Here is a 17219-nt window from a genome sequence, read left to right as displayed (position 1 = left end):
GATCGATTCTAAATAATTCGTTCTCGGGGGCCGGGGGATTGCCCCGGCCCCGCGTCGTCATGCTTTCGCTTCGCTTCGCTGTTCGGCTGTCAAGGTGCCTCGGGGCGGGAGCCCCGGGAGCCGGATGCTGGATGGAAGAGACTTCCAGTGAGGCAGCGATTCTCTTGATTGGTCGAATCTCCCTAGAAAGGAGGTGATCCAGCCGCACCTTCCGGTACGGCTACCTTGTTACGACTTCACCCCCCTCACCCTCCACACCTTCGACGCCTCCGCCCCCCGGAGGGGTTCGGCCGGCGGCTTCGGGTGCAGACGACTCGGGTGGTGTGACGGGCGGTGTGTACAAGGCCCGGGAACGTATTCACCGCGGCGTGCTGATCCGCGATTACTAGCAACTCCGGCTTCACGGAGGCGGGTTGCAGCCTCCGATCCGAACTGGGGCCGGCTTTGCGGGATCCGCTCCCCCTCGCGGGGTGGCAACCCTCTGTACCGGCCATTGTAGCACGTGTGCGGCCCAGGGCATAAGGGGCATGATGACTTGACGTCGTCCCCGCCTTCCTCCGGCTTGACGCCGGCGGTCCCCCGCGAGTCCCCAACTGAATGCTGGCAACACGGGGCAGGGGTTGCGCTCGTTGCGGGACTTAACCCAACACCTCACGGCACGAGCTGACGACAGCCATGCACCACCTGTCACCGCTCCTTCCGGCCACGGCGTCTCCGCCGCTTCACGGTGATGTCAAGCCCTGGTAAGGTTCTTCGCGTTGCTTCGAATTAAGCCACATGCTCCGCTGCTTGTGCGGGCCCCCGTCAATTCCTTTGAGTTTTAGCCTTGCGGCCGTACTCCCCAGGCGGGGCGCTTAACGCGTTGGCTGCGGCGCGGAAGATGTTATCCCCCACACCTAGCGCCCATCGTTTACGGCTGGGACTACCAGGGTATCTAATCCTGTTCGCTCCCCCAGCTTTCGCGCCTCAGCGTCAGTTTCGGCCCAGAGAGCTGCCTTCGCCGTCGGTGTTCCTCCCGATATCTGCGCATTCCACCGCTACACCGGGAATTCCGCTCTCCCCTACCGCACTCGAGAGCGCCAGTTCGGGACCCGGCCGGGGGTTGAGCCCTCGGGTTAGAGGTCCCGCTTAGCGCTCCGCCTACGCGCGCTTTACGCCCAATGAATCCGGATAACGCTCGCCCCATACGTATTACCGCGGCTGCTGGCACGTATTTAGCCGGGGCTTCTTCTGCGGGTACCCTCGTTGAAGTGTTCCCCGCTGAAAGCGGTTTACGACGCGGACGCCTTCGTCCCGCACGCGGCGTTGCTGCGTCAGGGTTGCCCCCATTGCGCAAAATTCCCCACTGCTGCCTCCCGTAGGAGTCTGGGCCGTATCTCAGTCCCAATGTGGCCGGTCGGTCTCTCAACCCGGCTACCCGTCGTCGGCACGGTGGGCCTCTGCCCCGCCGTCTACCTGATGGGCCGCGACCCCATCCCCCGCCGCGAAAGCTTTCCCGGGAGCGGCATGCGCCGCTTCCGGAGTACCAGGTATTAATCCCCCTTTCGGGGGGCTGTCCCTGGGCGGGGGGCAGGTCGGTCACGTGTTACTCACCCGTTCGCCGCTTCATGTCCGCCCGGAGGCGGTTTCATCGCTCGACTTGCATGTGTTAGGCACGCCGCCAGCGTTCATCCTGAGCCAGGATCAAACTCTCCGTTGAAGAAGAGCGGGGCCGGTCTCCCGTCCCCGCGATCTTTGGCAAAAAATAAAACTTTAAAAGAAATTGTAAATCCGGGGCAGGCGGGCTCAAAATAGGTAGGCCCTGCCTGCGCTGGCTTCACTGGCTATTGTGATCGTCTCTTGTCCAGTATCCGGTTCTCAAGGTTCCCGCCTGCGGGGTCTCCCCCGCGGCTTTCCCTTCGGAGCAGGCCCGCTTTCGCTTGCCGCCCCTCAAGGCGATGATTTACTTTACGCCTCCCCCGCCGCCTTGGCAAGCCCCCATCTTCGAGATGCTGGGTTCTACACATTTTGCACACATCTGACGTCAGCGAAGCCCGAACTTGGCCTTCGTGCGCCTGAGCTTCCTTGTCCAGGGGCGGTACAGCGCAAGAAGGAAGACCACCGTTGCTACAGCGTGCAGCACGTCAAAAGGCAATGCTGCGGCGTATACCGCCAAGACCCCTGCCAAGCCGCTGGCTTGCGCGTGATAAAAACTGAGGATGCTCCATGCGTTTAAAATGAAGCCGTAACCTAAGCACGAGAGAAACCCATATAGGTAAATCACGATTGGATGCGCATCAATTGCGCGCGTTGCCTGGACGTCCTTTTCGGTTTCTTCGGCCTTGTCGTTGCCCTTTTCTTTATTGGTATGTGCTTGAGGCCGTTTAGGCATGCGCAGTTCGGCGAGCAGGCCGGCGCCGTAGCCGACGAGGCCCCATGCGTACATTTGCCAGGGAGTCCATGCTCCTTGGCCGAAGAAGAAGTTCGACGCCAAAGCTGCAAGCGAACCGACCATGAAGCCGCTTTTTCGGCCGAATGCAACGCCTGCGATGATGGCGATGGCGCTTACGGGCTTGAAATCCGGAATAGGCGCAAACAGGATGCGCCCTGCTGCAGCTAGCGCGGCAAGCACCACGGTTGGCATGATGTCGCGCAGTCGCGGCGCAGACGCCTCGTAGCCGGCGAAGAAGATCACGAGCGAAAGCATGACCACAGCAAACGACAGCAGAGCGGTTTGCTCAATATGTAAGAGAGCGCAAGCAACAAGCACCGCCGGGGTGGCAATGATGGATATCGCCTCCCATACGCACGTTGGGATTTTCGCAAAGGTTCTCATAACGTATGCGCCTCTGTCCTGGCGCGCTCTTCCCCAGTTGGTTTGGGGCTTTCGCCTTGCTGTTGATCCTGTTTGACGATGTTTCCGAACAGGCGGCTTTCTGCGTTTGTGCGATAGATGAGGTTGTGTTTGAAGAATCCTTCGACTGGCTCGGTGCAAACGATTTCGCCATCGAACAGCATCGAAACCGTGTCCGCCGTTGCGAACGCGAAATCCAGGTCGTGCGTCACCAGGACGATGGTGTGACCTTCGTCGGCGAGGGACTTGATTGTTTGCGACAGCGCGGCGCATGATTGTGGGTCGAGGCCTTTGGTGGGCTCGTCGAGGAAAAGCAGCTGCGGATTCGCAAGCAGCAGCTTGGCGATTGCAAGCTTTTGCTGCTGACCGCCCGAAAGATCGAATGGGTGCTGCTCGGCGCAATCGGCCAAGCCCATGCGCTTGCTGACGCGCTGCGCCTGATGCTGATCGTAGCCGCAGCGGTCGGCCCACTCCATGAGCTCCTCGCGCACCGTGTCGCACACGAAGAGCGATTTGGGGTCTTGCGGAAGGAGAGCCTGGGACGAGGCGAGCGCATTGCGAATCTTGCCGCGCTGCGGTTTGAGAACGCTTGCCAGGCAGCGAAGCATGGTGGTTTTGCCGGAGCCGTTTCCGCCGACAAGAGCATGCACGGTTGCTTGTTGCACCTGCAGGAACGCGCCGCGGAGGACCCATGGGGCATGCCTGTCGAAGCGGTAGTAGAGGTTGCTGATATCAAGAACGATTTCGGCGTGTTGGAGCAGCGAGGCTCGTTGCAGACGGCGGCTTTGCATGGCAGCGGCTGCCTGGTCGAACGAGGCGATGGGACCAGGATCGTCAAGGTCGACGCGTTGCGTGGCGTACAGCGCGGCGTCTTCGGGCGAATGCGTTGCCATGACCACCGTGATGTCGAGCTCGCGATTCACGCGTGAAAGTATGAACAGGAACTGTTTCACAGCGTTAGGGTCGAGTTGGGACGTGGGCTCGTCGAGGACGAGCAGCTGGGGACGCAAAGCAAGTACAGCGGCGAGGTTCACCAATTGCTTTTGCCCGCCCGAAAGGTCCTCGGTTTTCGAGTGCATCCACGGTTCGATTCCGAAGTAGTGCGCAACCTCGGCGATGCGGCGGCGTATCTCGTTTGGGTTAGTGCCGATGTTCTCCAAGCCGAACGCCAGCTCGTGCCAAACCGTGTCGCACACGATTTGCGCGTCGGGGTCTTGCATGACGTAGCCGATAAGCCGGGCCGATTCCGATGGGCTCATAGCAGGGTGGTCGTTTTGCACGAGTTGTTTGCCGAAGAGTTTCAACGAGCCGGACGCGGAGCCGGCGGGGGCCAGTTCCGGCTTCAGCGAGCGGAGAAGCGTGGTTTTACCGCAGCCCGTTGAGCCGACAAGCACGCAAAAGGCGCCTTGCTCAACCTGGAATGAGATGTCCTGCAGGGCATTGCGAGCGGCAGCAGCGTCGTTTTGCGGGTAAGAGAACGAGAAGTGTTCGACCTCGATTGCACAGTTCCCTATCGAGGTGATTTGCGAGTTATCAGCTGGCACGATGCATCCTTTTCTTTATGCGTGCGGCGGGTACTCCGGGAAGCGGCGCGAGAAACGCGGTTAGTGTAAAGTGCGAACTTTCCAGCGAAGACAATCGGCAGCGTTGAGCAGGGGCGGGACGGCCATAAGCAGGCCGTATGGCAAGAATAGCCACCAGGGCGACGCTCCTGTGATAGCGGGATAAAAGCGGAATCCCGAAAGCACGCTGACGGCGCACGCAGCTGATATCCCCGCGAGCACCACCACAACAGCTACCAAACACTTGTCTGCGGGACCAAAGTGAAAGTGCCGGTACGACGTTCGCACGACGCCGCAGTGATATCCGCGGGCGCGCATGGCATCGCTGCGCGAAAGGGAGTCTTCCATCCCCCAGCCCATCAACACGTTCACCACGCGCAACCGGCCGGCCGTCTTGTCGCGCTTGGTCAGAGGCGCCGCTGCGCTTGTTGCCGCTTGAGCAGACAAGACGGTATGCCCCCGACTCACGAACTGCGGGACAAGCCGCAGGACCTGGGACACCATGAGCGTGATGGTTGGCAGGCGGTTACCGAACAGCATCATCGACCGCTCGCTGTCGAGGCAGGCGGAATAGGAAGCGAACCACAAGAACACCGCTGCGAACACAGCGCCGGAGCACAAGCCGTACGCAAGCGCCTCGGCATAGACCGCGCGCGGCCCGATGCGGAACAGTTCGGTAGACCCCGATGCCACGAAAAAGGGGTTCGCTGCGGAAACAATGAGGCAAAGCGGAATGACCCAGCGAAGCGAAAGCAGCGTGGGGCGCAAGCCGCGACACACCACGGAGCAGGCAAGCGCACCCGCGAGCGACAGACAGGCGAACACGGGATGCATGCATGCCATGGTAAGCGCAAGAGCGCAGGCCAGATAAGCAAACGGCACAACGGGATGATAGAGGTGAAACACGTTTTGGTTCACGATATCGAAGCTCCGTTCACGAAAAAGCCGGGCGCCATCGAGCACCCGGCTTGAAACCTACCGACTAGCCAGCAACATAGTACCAAACGACGGAATCGCCGTCGGAAAGCACGTAATTGCTGCAAGCAGTCATGGGCGTGTTGCCGTTAACGGAGTACATCCAGCCGGATTGGCTTCCGTGCTCCTTTTCCGCCAGCCCGCCAATTGCGGCCACGTACGTGCCGTATCCGGTGCTGCGCGCGTTCACGGACAGGCCGAGCGCGCACAGGGCGTCGTACGGCGTGGCGCCCGGAGCGAACGAGAAGCTGCCACTTGCGGAAACGCCGCCGCCGGCAGCGGAACTGTCAACGGACACGGAAACGTTCACGGCGTTTTGCGCAGGCGGCGCATCGGTTGACGGCTGCGAGCTGGAACCACTTGCAGTCGAGCCGGATGCGGGCGCGTTGCCAGCGGCGGGCGCCGATGCGGTTGCCCCGTTGCCGCCAAATGGCGAATCGGCGGACGCGGCGGAAGCCGCCTGGCCAGCGCCTTCGCTTGTTTGCGAAGGCGCGTCTGCTTGCGCTTGGCTGGTGCCGCCCTCGGGCGAGTCCGCTGCTTGCGAATTAGCGTCCGATGCCGCGTCAGGCGAGCCGGTGCTGCCAGCCGTTGGCTGAACCGACAAGGATGCGACGTCCGAACCATCGGCTGAAACCGCCCCGTTGAGTGCGGAAGGCCCACCAGCAAGCGCGAATGCCGCGACGGCAATGAGCAACAGCGAAGCGGCGGCGAGCACCGAAATGCCGACTTTCGTTTTGGTCGCAAGAGGCGCCTTGCCGGCAGCTGCTTTCACGCCATCTTCGCCTGCGCTGCCGACCGTTAGGGCCGCAGCCTCGGCCGAGATGCGGGTAGCGTTGGGATCATCACGATCAGCCATGCCGTTAAGCCTTCTTCGAACGGGCGCGACGCTTGGCGACAATGAGCCAGACGCATGTGCCGATTGCGCCGGCCACGCCAACGCCAAGCACGATAAACGGCCACGAAGGAGCAGCGGGAGCCTGCTCGCCCTGGTCGGTTACCGCTCGAGACTCGCTGGTTGTTGCCGTTGCAGAATACTGCTCCGCGCTGGCCTTACCTGCATCGGAAGCTTCGGCAGAAGCCTGGTCGACTGCAGGCTGCGCGGTCTGCGCCGAAGTTGCAACGGGAGCACCTGCCAGCGGCAGCTGGGTGGGCGCAACAAGCCCGCCTTGAGGAATGGTGCTGTCGCCGGGGTCCGTTGCCGGCTTCGGCGTAGGCTTCGGTTCCGGGGAGGGATCCGGCTTAGGAGTGGGCTTAGGCGCGGGATCCGGAGTAGGGTCAGGCATCGGAACGGGCGTGGTTCCGCCGCCGGCCAGCTTGAACAGCGTGCCGGAGTCGTTGATGTAGTACAGGTTGCCCGCTGCGTCGGCGATGACCGGCGAGTCGCAATAGTTGTTGTGACCCGCTGCATCGTATACCAGCTGCGCCTCGGATTCGCCAACCTTGTAGCGATAGACGCCGCCACCGCCAATGCAGTTGCCATTATCGTCTAGTACACCGTAGTTCACCGTGAAGTACACGTACGTGGCACCGTTTCGCACGGACACGAGCGGCGCTGCCTTGATGCCGCCCATACCCGGGTTGCCACAGGGAATTGCTTTCCCATCAGCGTTGGCGATGGTCTTAATCGAAAGAGTTGCGAGGTCGACCATAGCAAGCACCGCGCCAGAAGCGCTTTCGCCGCCAACATACATGACGCCATCTGCGACGGTAGGCGTGCAGGCGGAACCCGTAAGACCGAGATCGACTACCTTCTCCTCAGAAATGATTCCGCCAGGAGCCATAGAGGCGTATGAAGCCACCCCGCTCCTGGAAGTAGCGCCAGTCTCAATCTTCAGTACATGCAGCTTGCCGTCGCGCGAGACTACGTAGATGGTGGAACCATCAGAGGACACAACGCAAGCGGAGTTCACCGACGCGCCGAGCGCAAGCGTACTTGCCACTGCGCCCGTTGAGCGGTCAAGCACCTCGATAGTGCCGGCGCTGGTGGACACAACGGCATAACCGCCCGCGACTACTGCGCCGTTCCAGTAATACCCCTCGTCGGCATTGCGATGTTGCCAAGCGATAGCGCCCGTAAGGATATTGATGCAGGTAAGATAGCCGTTATTGTAGGTGCTTGCGCCCACATACTCGCCCGTGCCGACGTATACGTAATTGCCGTCCACAGTAATTTGCGAGCTTGACTGGGCCTTCGAGCTAACTGCGTCGGTCAACCATACGGTGGTCAGGGTGTCGGCGGTAAGCGCCTGCACGGCACCACCATCGAGCGGAACCATGACGACGCCTTGCGCATAAACCGGGCGCGTGGTGTAGCCGATGGAACCTGCCAGGGGTGCCTGCGCCAGCTTAACGCCGGTAGCAGCGTCAATTTTCAGCAGCTGCTTGTCAACGGCCAGATATATGTAGCCGTTGACGATGATCGGCTCGCTAGCGTTGCTGTACAGATTCGTGCCATGTTGCTTCCAGTTAAAGGTCCACGAATTCTTGAGGAAGTCGGTGGGCGTAGCTGCGCTGGTCGGGCGCGACGTATCGCCAGCCCAATCGGCCTTCCAGTTCGGACGTTCGGCGGAGGGATCGATTACTACTTCGTCGAGGTCGGGGACAGTTTCGCTGCCATACACGAACGCAACGCTGTCGCCCGTCTTAAACTCGATAGAACCGTTCTTGAAAGTGTCGATATCATTCCCGTTGACAATGACGTGCCATTTTCGTGAAAGCACGCGACCAGAATCAAACGGAGACTGCAAGGAGAACAGAACCCAAGCATCGCTATCGCCGAAAAGAACGGGATTCAAACCGCAATCGGTCAGGTACCCATCAACGACATCTCCAATTTTCGTGCCCTCAAGGAACACGTGGCGAGATTCATCGGCCCAGCGCTCGGCTTTGCCGTTCGCGCCCTTGCCGAAGACCTGCATAGCCACCGAGACTTGGCCCGGCATGACACCGTCGGCACCGTAAACCCACGTCACGGTGTCACCCGCTTGCAGCGTATAGTTGCCAGCCATGACGTTGGCAAGCTGGCCGTTGATGAAGAACTGCCAGTACTTCCACGTGCTTGCATCAACTTGCTCGGAGCTGAGCGTGGGACCGCCTTCAAACGGAGACGTCAGCGAATTGAGGTACCAGCCGTACGAGCCCTTACCCGTGTCAGCCTTGATGCCCGCCTGAGCAAACATCAGCTCCGACAGGTCGGCCGCGGTGGAGCCTTCCGGCATGCTGGCGGTTTGCGGGGCCGCCCACATTTGCTGAGCGCCATCGGCGTCCTGGCCCACTACCTGGAAGGACACGGACAGCTTGTCGGAAGGTGCCGGGTCGCCGTACGCGGAGTAGCACCAGATGATGGAGTCACCCTCTTCAAGCTGGATGCCGCTTGCGCCGGCAGATGCGGCCTTGCCGTTCACGAACAGTTGCCAATATTTGTACGTAGTCGCGTCGTAGCCGAGCGTCAGGTTGCTATCGAACGGCGACGTGATGCTCTTCAGGTAGAAGCCGTACGCCGTGTCCGGATCGTAGTCGGCAACAAGACCGACTTGATTGAACAGCTTGATGGTCATGTCGGCAGCGGTGGAGCCGTTTGCCAGCTCGAAGGGCTGCGCGGCCGCCCACGTCTGTTGGTTGCCCTGCGCGTCAACGCCGATAACCGAGCACGTGGCATTGACAATGGGGTTGACGATGCCGCTGGTGCCGATTACGGTGACCGTCGCCTCAACCTGCTGATTCGCCAGCTTGGCATACGTTGCGTTGTCGGGATAGCGCTGGGCGTAGCGGGCGAACTTCTCGCTGGAAAGCGAGGAGGTGATGGTTACCTTCGTGTTGTATTCCGGCTGTTTGACCAGCAGGTTTTCGGAAGTGATAACGGCGCTGTTGCTGGATTTGAACAGGCGCCAATCATTGCCCGACATATCGTCATAGCCCGGCAGTTCCACCGGCACGATGCCCAAACCCGTCGCATCGGTAGTAGCACGGTCGTAGCTCCAGGCAAGGTTGCCGTCGGCATCGAGATATGCCTTCTGGAAGGCATGCATATTCGCCGTGACCTTCGATGCATCCTGGCCGTTCAGGATGGCCTGGGCATAGCCGGCCTTCGCCTGCTCCATAAGCGAAAGCTCAGCGTCAAGCTCGGCCTGCGAAAGCGGGGCCACCGCGTAGTCGAGCGTTTTCGAGGCCGTGATCTCGGGATTGGACTTGTCGGTGACGGTCAGCGTGATTTTCGTGTTCGCAGACTGCTCGCCGGGCTGCGGTTGGTAAACCGTGCCCTTGTAGCCGTTGAACGTCACGTCGTCGGTGCTGGCCGCGTACTTCACCTCATAGCACTTGCCATCGATGTCGAGGTTACGCGTAGTCGGCATCTGCAGGTCGGACGTGAGGCCATCCTTGTTGGCAACGGTATCGGTGCCGTAGTTCTTTACCTGATCGTAGGTGAAACCGGCGTCAACCTTGGCTTGCAGCGCGGCCTTTTCGGCGGCCACCTTCTGGGGGTCGCCCTTGACCGTAATGGAGAAGGCGTGTTCGCCCGTCACCTCAGCGCCGTTGCCGCTGCCGCCAACGTTCGGCATGAGTTTGACCGTGGCGGTAAGCGTCACGTCGCGGTCGGATGCAGTGCGCACCACCTTGCCGCTGTAGTTGCTCCAACCGTAGCCGGAAATATTGATCTGATTGCTATTCGATTCCCACGTAACCTCGAATTTGCTGTTCGAGCCAGCACGGTACGGCAGCGAAAGGTTACCGGTGACCGCATCGGCCGTATCGCCCGACGCAAATCCAATAGCCAGATCCTGCGCAGCGTTGTCAAGCAGCTGCTCAAGCATGTCCTCGTTCCACGGCACGGTGATGTTGCCGGGCTTGTAGTCGATGGACTGGCCGTCCTTCGAAAGCACGAAGGAAACGCTGGCCGAACGCAGGCTGTCGAAGGTGTAACCCGAGTAGTCATTCGGGTCCATGTAGAAGTACGTGATGTTGCCGTTGGTGTCATCCTCGGCGGAGATGCCGACCGTGGCCTTGTCGTTAGAAACGGTGAAGCTTGCCGACTTGACCTTGACGGAAACACCCTCGAAGCCGAGTTCGGCGATTTTGGCGGACAGCACGTCATTGATGTTCGTGTCTTCGCCGTAGGTGGGCGTGGGCTTGAAGTTGGCAGCAGAGAGTTTCTGCGCCAAGGCCTCAAGCGAAGTGCGGTCGATAACCGGGTTGGCGAACACGGTTTCCACGCGCGAGGAACCGCTTTCGGCAACTACCTTGAGGTACTTGCCTGCGGCGGCGTCGGGAGCGGCGATGCTTGCGCCCGTTACGCCCTCAAGCGCAGAGAACGAGCCGTCAGCCTTGTCGGCGACATACCAGGTGAACTCCACGCCGTCTTTCACGGTGACGCCCGTGGTGGAGCTGCCGTCAGCGCGAACGGCTTGAGCCTGCGCGCTAACGGTGTCGCCTGCCACAACGTGCGTGGAGGAGCTGATGGACTGCGGCGTGGTGGTCACGCGCAGCAGGTTGTACTGGCCGGCCGGGGTGACCGTGGTGCCCGACGCCCACTCAACAGTGTTGTCGAGCGAATACGCCGTGACCTTGAGCGATTTGCCCACAAGCGCCGTGCCGATGGTGAGCGAGCCGTCTGCCGCAACGCCTTCGGTCACCTGCTGCCAATCGGCATCGCCTTCGCCCTTGGCATACCAGGTGTAGGTGAGCTTGGCGTCCTCGGGGGCATCCTTGTCGTAATAGCCGCTGGCAACCTTAGCCTGCGGGTTGATGGTTGCACCTACCTGCAGCAGAGCCGAATAAGCGTTCTGCAGTTCGACGGCGGTGAGCGTGTACTGGCCAGCGATGGTGACCGGGCCGAGCGGGTCAACGGGCGTGGTGCCCGAGCCGTAATAGCCCGGCTTCTGCGTGCTGACCACGGTGCCGTCGCTTACAACCTTGACGCGCAGGTACTTGCCCACCATGGCGTCGGTGATCTGGTACGTTGCGCCCGTGGCGCCCGCGATGTCTTTAAAAGCGGAATCCGCGGTGGTTTTGGTGTCGGCGTACTGCCACTGGTAGCTGACGCGGTCAGTCGAGGCGACCTGCGTGTAACTGCTCTTGTACGCGGTAGCGGTCAGCGTGGCGCCAACCTTGGCCGAGCCGGTGACCTCTACCTTATATAAGGTTACGGAGCCGGGCTGCACCGCAGGGCCGACCGACGAGGATGTCTGCTCGCCGAAGCCGCCGTCGGCAGCCGCAACGAGGTACTTGCCTTCGTAGGCATCGGTGACGGTGAAGCTGCGCGAGGTTGCGCCTTCGATTTTGTTCGTGCAGGTAGTGCCGGACTCGCCCCAGTACCACTGCCAGGTCACGCGATCGCTGTCGGATACATCGGTGCCCGAAGCGGTGGCCGTGGCAGTAATGGTGTCGCCCACGTTGACTTTGCCGGACGCGCTGAGCTTGACGCTGCTGACGTTGACCGAACCGGGTGCAGCGATTTTTTTAGTTGGCTTGGTAGGGTAAGTGCTGCCGCCAACTTTCGCCGTGATGACGCACTTGACGAAATTGCCCTCGTAAGCGGAAAGCGGGAGCACCTGGTTGGTTGCGCCCTCGATGTTGGTATACGTGCCGGTCTCAGAATCGCTCACCTGCCACTGATAGATGAGCTTTTCGGAGTCAATGTAGACGCCGCTAGCGGCACCCTGCTCCCTTGCAAGGGCACGAACCGTCTGGTCAGCCGTATATATGTAGCCCGTCGAGCCGCTTTCGGCGTCGGCGAGCACTGCGGAGTAGATGTCGACCGCGCCGGCAAGCTTGAACGGGCCGACGCCGCAGTCGGGGTAACTGCCGAAAGTAACGGTATTCGCGCCGGCCTTGGCCGACACGGTGATGTAGCAGCCGACGTAGTCGTCGGTCACCGTGAACGTGGAACCGACGACGCCGGGAATGTCCGTCCACGTGGTGGAGGAGTTGGGCGCCGATGTGCCCTTATAGTACTTCCAGGTGTAGGTGACCTTGGAGTTGTCTACATAGGTGGGGCTGTAAGAAGAACCGGCGTATGCCGCCGCGGTCAGCGTGGCGCCGACTTCCTTGCTAGAAGCCGTCAGCTTAACACCGGCAAGCTTGACGGCGCCAGCGGCCATGACAGCTTCGGAGGTTTTCGCCTCGACGTCGTTGACGCCGGCGCTGGCGACAACTTTGATGTACTTGCCCTGCAGCGCATCGGTGAGCGTGAGCGTGGCGCCTGTTTCGCCTTCGATTTTGGTCCAGGTTCCGGAGGAGGAGCTCGAGGAATACCAGGTGAAAGTTACGTTGATGTCGGCAGAGGCCGACGTGGAGTAGTCGGTGTATGCCGTAGCGGTGAGCGCGTCACCGACCGACGGAGTGGAATTGCTTAGCTTGACGTTGTACAAGCTTGCCTGGCCGACCGCCAAGACCGGGCCGGGAATGTAGTTCGCGTTGACGCCTTCGCCATAGCTTTTTGCCGGGCCGTAGTAATCTTTGCCGTTAGCGGTGACCTTGCAGATGAAGTACTTGCCCGCCATTTCAGACGTGACGGTGAGGCTTTGCTCGTGGCCGACTTCTTCAGTGTAGGAATCGATGGTGCCGGATTTTTCCGTGCCTGCCAGCCACGTGTACGTCCACGTGCCAGGGTTGGCGATGGATTTCGTCTCGGTGTCAGGGTCGCCCCAGTAGTCAGTGGTTTCCACGTCGTCGTACATGTTGGCCCACAGCACGTCGCCCGCGGAGAGCGAACCGTATTTGTTCGACCAAGTGCTGTCCTTGTCCTGCTTGTCCTGGATGTAGACCTTCGCGGACGAGGTCAGCGTAACGTCGGACTGGACGGCAGGCGCCGTGGCGTTGTCGGTGACGCCAGAGGCTTCGGCGGCTTGCGGCGAAGCTTGCGCCACGGAGGCACCTGCGGAAGCCGATTCGCCGCTTTCCTTGCTTTCGGCGGGCTGTTGCGCCTGTTCGGTTTCATGTTGCTGCGAGCCAGACTGCTGGCTTGAGGCGGCCTCGCCGCTTTGGGCGGCCTGCTTGCTGGCAGCGCCGCTTGCCGCGTCGCTTGCGGCAGCGTTACCTGGTTGCTGCGCCTCCGAAAGCGCCTGCTCAGCATGCGCGCCGGCGGCCGCCTGGGCGTCTGCCAAGGCGGCAGAAGGCGTCATGGAAACAGCAAGCGTTACTGCCAAGAACACAGAAAGCGCGCGCTGACCAGGTGATTTCATTGTTGGAATTTCATGACCCGCCTTGCCAGGTGGCAGGGCAGCTTTGCCTGCTTCGTTGCAGGCTTGCTCGCCGCGCACTACGCGCGAGAACAACGTGCCGATGTTCATCGGTACCTCGCTTCCAGGGCTTTCCCGCGATGGATGGGCATTCCGACTTTGCTTCGTTTGAACGGCCCGCATACCTGCGGCGGTGCTTGCCGAGAAACAGCACCCGCGCAGCGTTCGCGAGCGACCGATTCCCCAGCCCGTTCATCAGCGTATACGGTTCCTGGTAGAGCGTGGGATTCGCACCCGCATTCCCCCAAGCGTCCGGAATTTTCCGCGCGCCCGCGCCGTGCCCGGCGCAACCATCTATGCCAATTTACAAACACGTCATTCTACCACACGCGCGCAGTAAAAGAGACGAAGGATCAGGACGACTGGCCGCCCTTCGCCCCGTTTATGAGAGGCCGCGCTTTTGCTCGCCCTACATGGTGCGTTCGTTTGCGCTTGACTCTACGATTATTGCGATGACATGGGCTTTTGGCCGGGCTGCATGACTTGGTCAACGAGGGCGGCGGCCACGCGCAAGCCGTCGCAGGCGGCGGACATGATGCCGCCGGCATAGCCGGCGCCTTCACCGCAGGGGTAGAGGCCGGTTTCGGGTTCAGGGGCGTTTTGCACATCGGGATCGGGGGCTTCGGCGGCCAGCTGCGCTTGCAGGTTTTTCCCGCGCACGATGCGCACGGGGCTTGAGCTGCGGGTTTCCACGCCCGTCATGACCGCTTGCGGGTCGGCGAAGCCGTGCAGGCGTCGGTCGAGCAGCGGCAGCGCCTCGGCCATGGCGTCGGCCACGAACGGCGGGAGCGCGCTGCGCAAGTCGCACCAGGCTACGCCGCGGGCGTAGGTGGGGCGCACGTTTTTGCTGGTGTTTCCCGCAGTGTGCGCAAGGAAATCGCCCACGGTTTGCGCCGGAGCCTGATAGGGCTTCCCACCTGCGGCGATGGAGGCCTCGTATGCTGCGCGTTCCATGTTTCGCTGCAGTTGCACGCCAGCAAGAGGATCGGCGCTTTCGAAATCTTCGGGGCCGATGCCCACCAGAAGCGCGCTGTTGGCGTTGCGCCCGTCGCGCGCGAAGCGGCTCATGCCGTTGACCACGACGCCGCCCGGCTCGCTGGCCGCGCAGACCACTTCCCCGCCCGGGCACATGCAGAACGTGTATACGCCGCGACCCTGCTGGTCAGCGGCTTGCTGCGCCTTCTTCGCCTTCGGGCGCAGGTGCACCGACAGCTTGTAGTCGGCCGCACCGAGAGCGGGATGATCGGCAGCTTTGCCATACTGCGCGCGGTTGATGAGCTGCTGCGGATGCTCGATGCGCACGCCGACCGAGAACGGTTTTTGCTCCATATGCACGCCGGCGTCGCGGATGAGCTCGAACGTGTCGCGAGCGGAATGGCCGCAGGCAAGGACGATGCGGCGCGCGGGAATACGCTCGACGGCGCCAGTTGCAACGTCGGTGAGCTCGGCGGCGGCAAGTTCGCCGTTTTCGAATTGCAAGCCTGTCAGTTGGGTTTCGAACCGCACCTGGCCGCCAGCTGCCACGATCTGTTTGCGCATGGTGCGCACGACGTTGACAAGCAGGTCGGTGCCGATGTGGGGCTTGGCTTGCCAGAGGATTTCCTCGGGGGCGCCGGCTTCGACGAACAGGTGCAGCACGTGGCGCGACCAGGGGCTTTTGATGTTCGTAGTGAGTTTGCCGTCCGAGAACGTGCCCGCGCCGCCTTCGCCGAACTGGATGTTCGTGTGCGGGTTGAGTTCGCCGCCGGCGTTGAATGCGTCGACGGCGGCCAGGCGATCGTCGACCGCAGCGCCGCGCTCGACGACAAGCGGGCGCAGGCCGGCGCGCGCCAGGTACAGCGCGCAGAACAGGCCCGCGGGGCCCGTGCCCACCACGATGGGACGCGGTTCGGCAGCGGCACGCGACGCGGTTGCAGCTTGCGGAACCTGCAGCGGATCGTAGGGCTGGTGCGCCTTCACGTTCGGCGCGCCTTTGCGGCCGACGGCCGCTTCGATGGCGGCGGCTTCGGCTTGCGCGCCGGCGGCTAGCGTCACGCCGAGGGTGGCCACGAAGTGCACATCGTGCTTCTTGCGCGCGTCGACGCTGCGCTTGAGCAGGCGGATTTCCGCGATGTCGCGCGGCGGGACGTTGAGCGCGCGGGCGGCGGCCCGACGCACGAGCTTATCGGCTTGCGAACCTTCGAGCCCGGCGTCAAGCGGCAAGGCGAGGTTTGAAATCTCGAGCATGGGTTCCTCCGGATTATCGGGCGCGGCGGCCGTTGCCGCCGGTGTTTTGGCTGCAGTGGGCACGCTGCGCGGCGGCGTGGCCAGCTAGCATACCGCTTGACCAGGCCCAATGCAGGTTGTAGCCGCCACACGGGGCGTCGACGTCAAGCGCTTCGCCCACAACGAACAAGCCCGGGTGCGCCTTGGATTCGCACGTTTCGGGGTTGAACGCGCCGACGGGAAAGCCGCCGCGGCGAACCTGGCACTGGCGCTCGTCGCCGATGCCTTCAACCGTGAGGGCAAACCCTTTAAGCGCCGCCGCCAAGTTCGCGGCATCGGTTTTCGCAAACTCGGCCGCAGGCGCAAGGCCCGCGCGTCGCAGCAGCACGCCGGCAACGGCCGGCAGCAGCAGGCCACTGAGGAACCGCTCGCACGTGGGCGCCGCGCCAAGGCAGCGCTGCATGCGCTTGCGGCGCGCCAGAAGAAAGTGCCCCATCTGCTGCGGCGGGATATCGGGAAGGAAATCGACGGCCAGCGTGTCGCCGGGGCGCGCCAAGCGCGAGAGGTTGAACACCGCCACGCCCGAGACGCCGTAGTCGCGGAACATCACCTCGCCGCGTTCGCGGGCGACTTGCTCCCCACCGCGCATAAGCGCGATGGCGCCGCGCACGCGGATGTTGTTGAGTTGGCGCGTGAGCTTGGCGTCCGCTTTCGTTACGCGCAGGGGCCCAAGCACGGGACGCAGCGGTTGGCAAACCAGCGGCTCGGGCAGCTGCACGCTTGCCGCCGCTCGGCCACCCACGGCCACGATGACCGCCGCGGCATGCCCCACGGAACGGTCGGCGAAACGGATGTTGTAGCAGCCGTGTCCGTCGCGCGGCGCGTCCACGCGCTCGGCGCACTTGCCGACCTGGACGCGCACGCCGAGCGCATCGGCGCCGGCGCGCAGCACGTCAAGCACGCTGGTGGCCTTGTTCGCCTGCGGGTACAAACGGCCTTCGGACTCTTCGCGCACGCAAAGCCCCAGGTCGGAGAAGCGTTCGAGTACGGGATTCGCCGTGGTTGCTTTGATGGTGGCCCCGCCGCGTTCGCTGACGTAGCAGCCCTGCAGCGCCATGAGCGCGTGGCCGACGAACTCGGCGTTGCGGTACACGTCGGCGCTGATTTCCGCATTCGAAATGTTGCAGCGGCCGTTGCCCGTTGCCAAAATGGAGCGGCCGACGCGCTCGGCATCGGCCTCGTATACGACGACGGTGCCGCGCGCACCTGTGGCACGCAGCGTCAGCGCGGCCTCGACGGCGGCCATGAGGCCCGCCGCGCCGCCTCCTATGATTGCGATAGTATCCATGTCTGCGATTATACGGCGAAGCGGCAACTTGCGACCCCGGCCAGTGCGCGGCTTTGGCA

The 17219-nt window shown here is 62.3% G+C and carries 7 protein-coding genes and 1 rRNA gene; all 8 read right to left on the bottom strand.

From position 1 onward, the window contains the following. Positions 1–186: 186 nt before the first annotated feature. Positions 187–1699: ribosomal RNA gene (locus tag ET524_RS07895) — 16S ribosomal RNA — on the bottom strand. A 324-nt stretch (positions 1700–2023) separates the two neighbouring features. Further along, on the bottom strand, positions 2024–2614 hold the full coding sequence (locus ET524_RS07890) for an ECF transporter S component (protein ID WP_236648286.1): 591 nt from the start codon (positions 2612–2614) through the stop codon (positions 2024–2026). Positions 2615–2811: 197 nt separating this feature from the next. Beyond that, positions 2812–4377, bottom strand: a complete 1566-nt coding sequence (locus tag ET524_RS07885) for an ABC transporter ATP-binding protein (protein ID WP_236648285.1) — start codon at positions 4375–4377, stop codon at positions 2812–2814. 60 nt (positions 4378–4437) lie between these two features. Continuing rightward, entirely contained in the window at positions 4438–5313 is an 876-nt protein-coding gene (locus ET524_RS07880; RefSeq protein WP_129424745.1) for an energy-coupling factor transporter transmembrane component T family protein, read from the bottom strand. Positions 5314–5377: 64 nt separating this feature from the next. Continuing rightward, positions 5378–6226: a DUF4430 domain-containing protein gene (locus ET524_RS07875; RefSeq protein ID WP_129424743.1), complete on the bottom strand. Its 849-nt coding sequence runs from the start codon at positions 6224–6226 to the stop codon at positions 5378–5380. Between the two features lie 4 nt (positions 6227–6230). Beyond that, entirely contained in the window at positions 6231–13550 is a 7320-nt protein-coding gene (locus ET524_RS07870; protein ID WP_161566641.1) for a DUF4430 domain-containing protein, read from the bottom strand. Positions 13551–14051: 501 nt separating this feature from the next. After that, positions 14052–15833 carry an NAD(P)/FAD-dependent oxidoreductase gene (locus ET524_RS07860; RefSeq protein WP_129424737.1) on the bottom strand — a complete coding sequence of 594 codons (1782 nt, stop codon included), beginning with the start codon at positions 15831–15833 and terminating at the stop codon, positions 14052–14054. 13 nt (positions 15834–15846) lie between these two features. Next, positions 15847–17160 (bottom strand): aminoacetone oxidase family FAD-binding enzyme, encoded by a 1314-nt coding sequence (locus tag ET524_RS07855; RefSeq protein ID WP_129424735.1) that lies wholly within the window; start codon positions 17158–17160, stop codon positions 15847–15849. Positions 17161–17219 lie beyond the last annotated feature (59 nt).

The sequence above is a fragment of the Senegalimassilia faecalis genome (assembly GCF_004135645.1).
Taxonomy (GTDB): domain Bacteria; phylum Actinomycetota; class Coriobacteriia; order Coriobacteriales; family Eggerthellaceae; genus Senegalimassilia; species Senegalimassilia faecalis.
Note: the sequence above shows the minus strand (reverse complement) of the source record. Positions and strands in the feature narration are given on the sequence as shown.

What these genes read in the sequence shown, in the direction of transcription:
- ET524_RS07875 (WP_129424743.1), bottom strand. Translation starts at nt 6,226, where the DNA reads ATGGCTGATCGTGATGATCCCAACGCTACCCGCATCTCGGCCGAGGCT.
- ET524_RS07860 (WP_129424737.1), bottom strand. Translation starts at nt 15,833, where the DNA reads ATGCTCGAGATTTCAAACCTCGCCTTGCCGCTTGACGCCGGGCTCGAA.
- ET524_RS07870 (WP_161566641.1), bottom strand. Translation starts at nt 13,550, where the DNA reads ATGAAATCACCTGGTCAGCGCGCGCTTTCTGTGTTCTTGGCAGTAACG.
- ET524_RS07855 (WP_129424735.1), bottom strand. Translation starts at nt 17,160, where the DNA reads ATGGATACTATCGCAATCATAGGAGGCGGCGCGGCGGGCCTCATGGCC.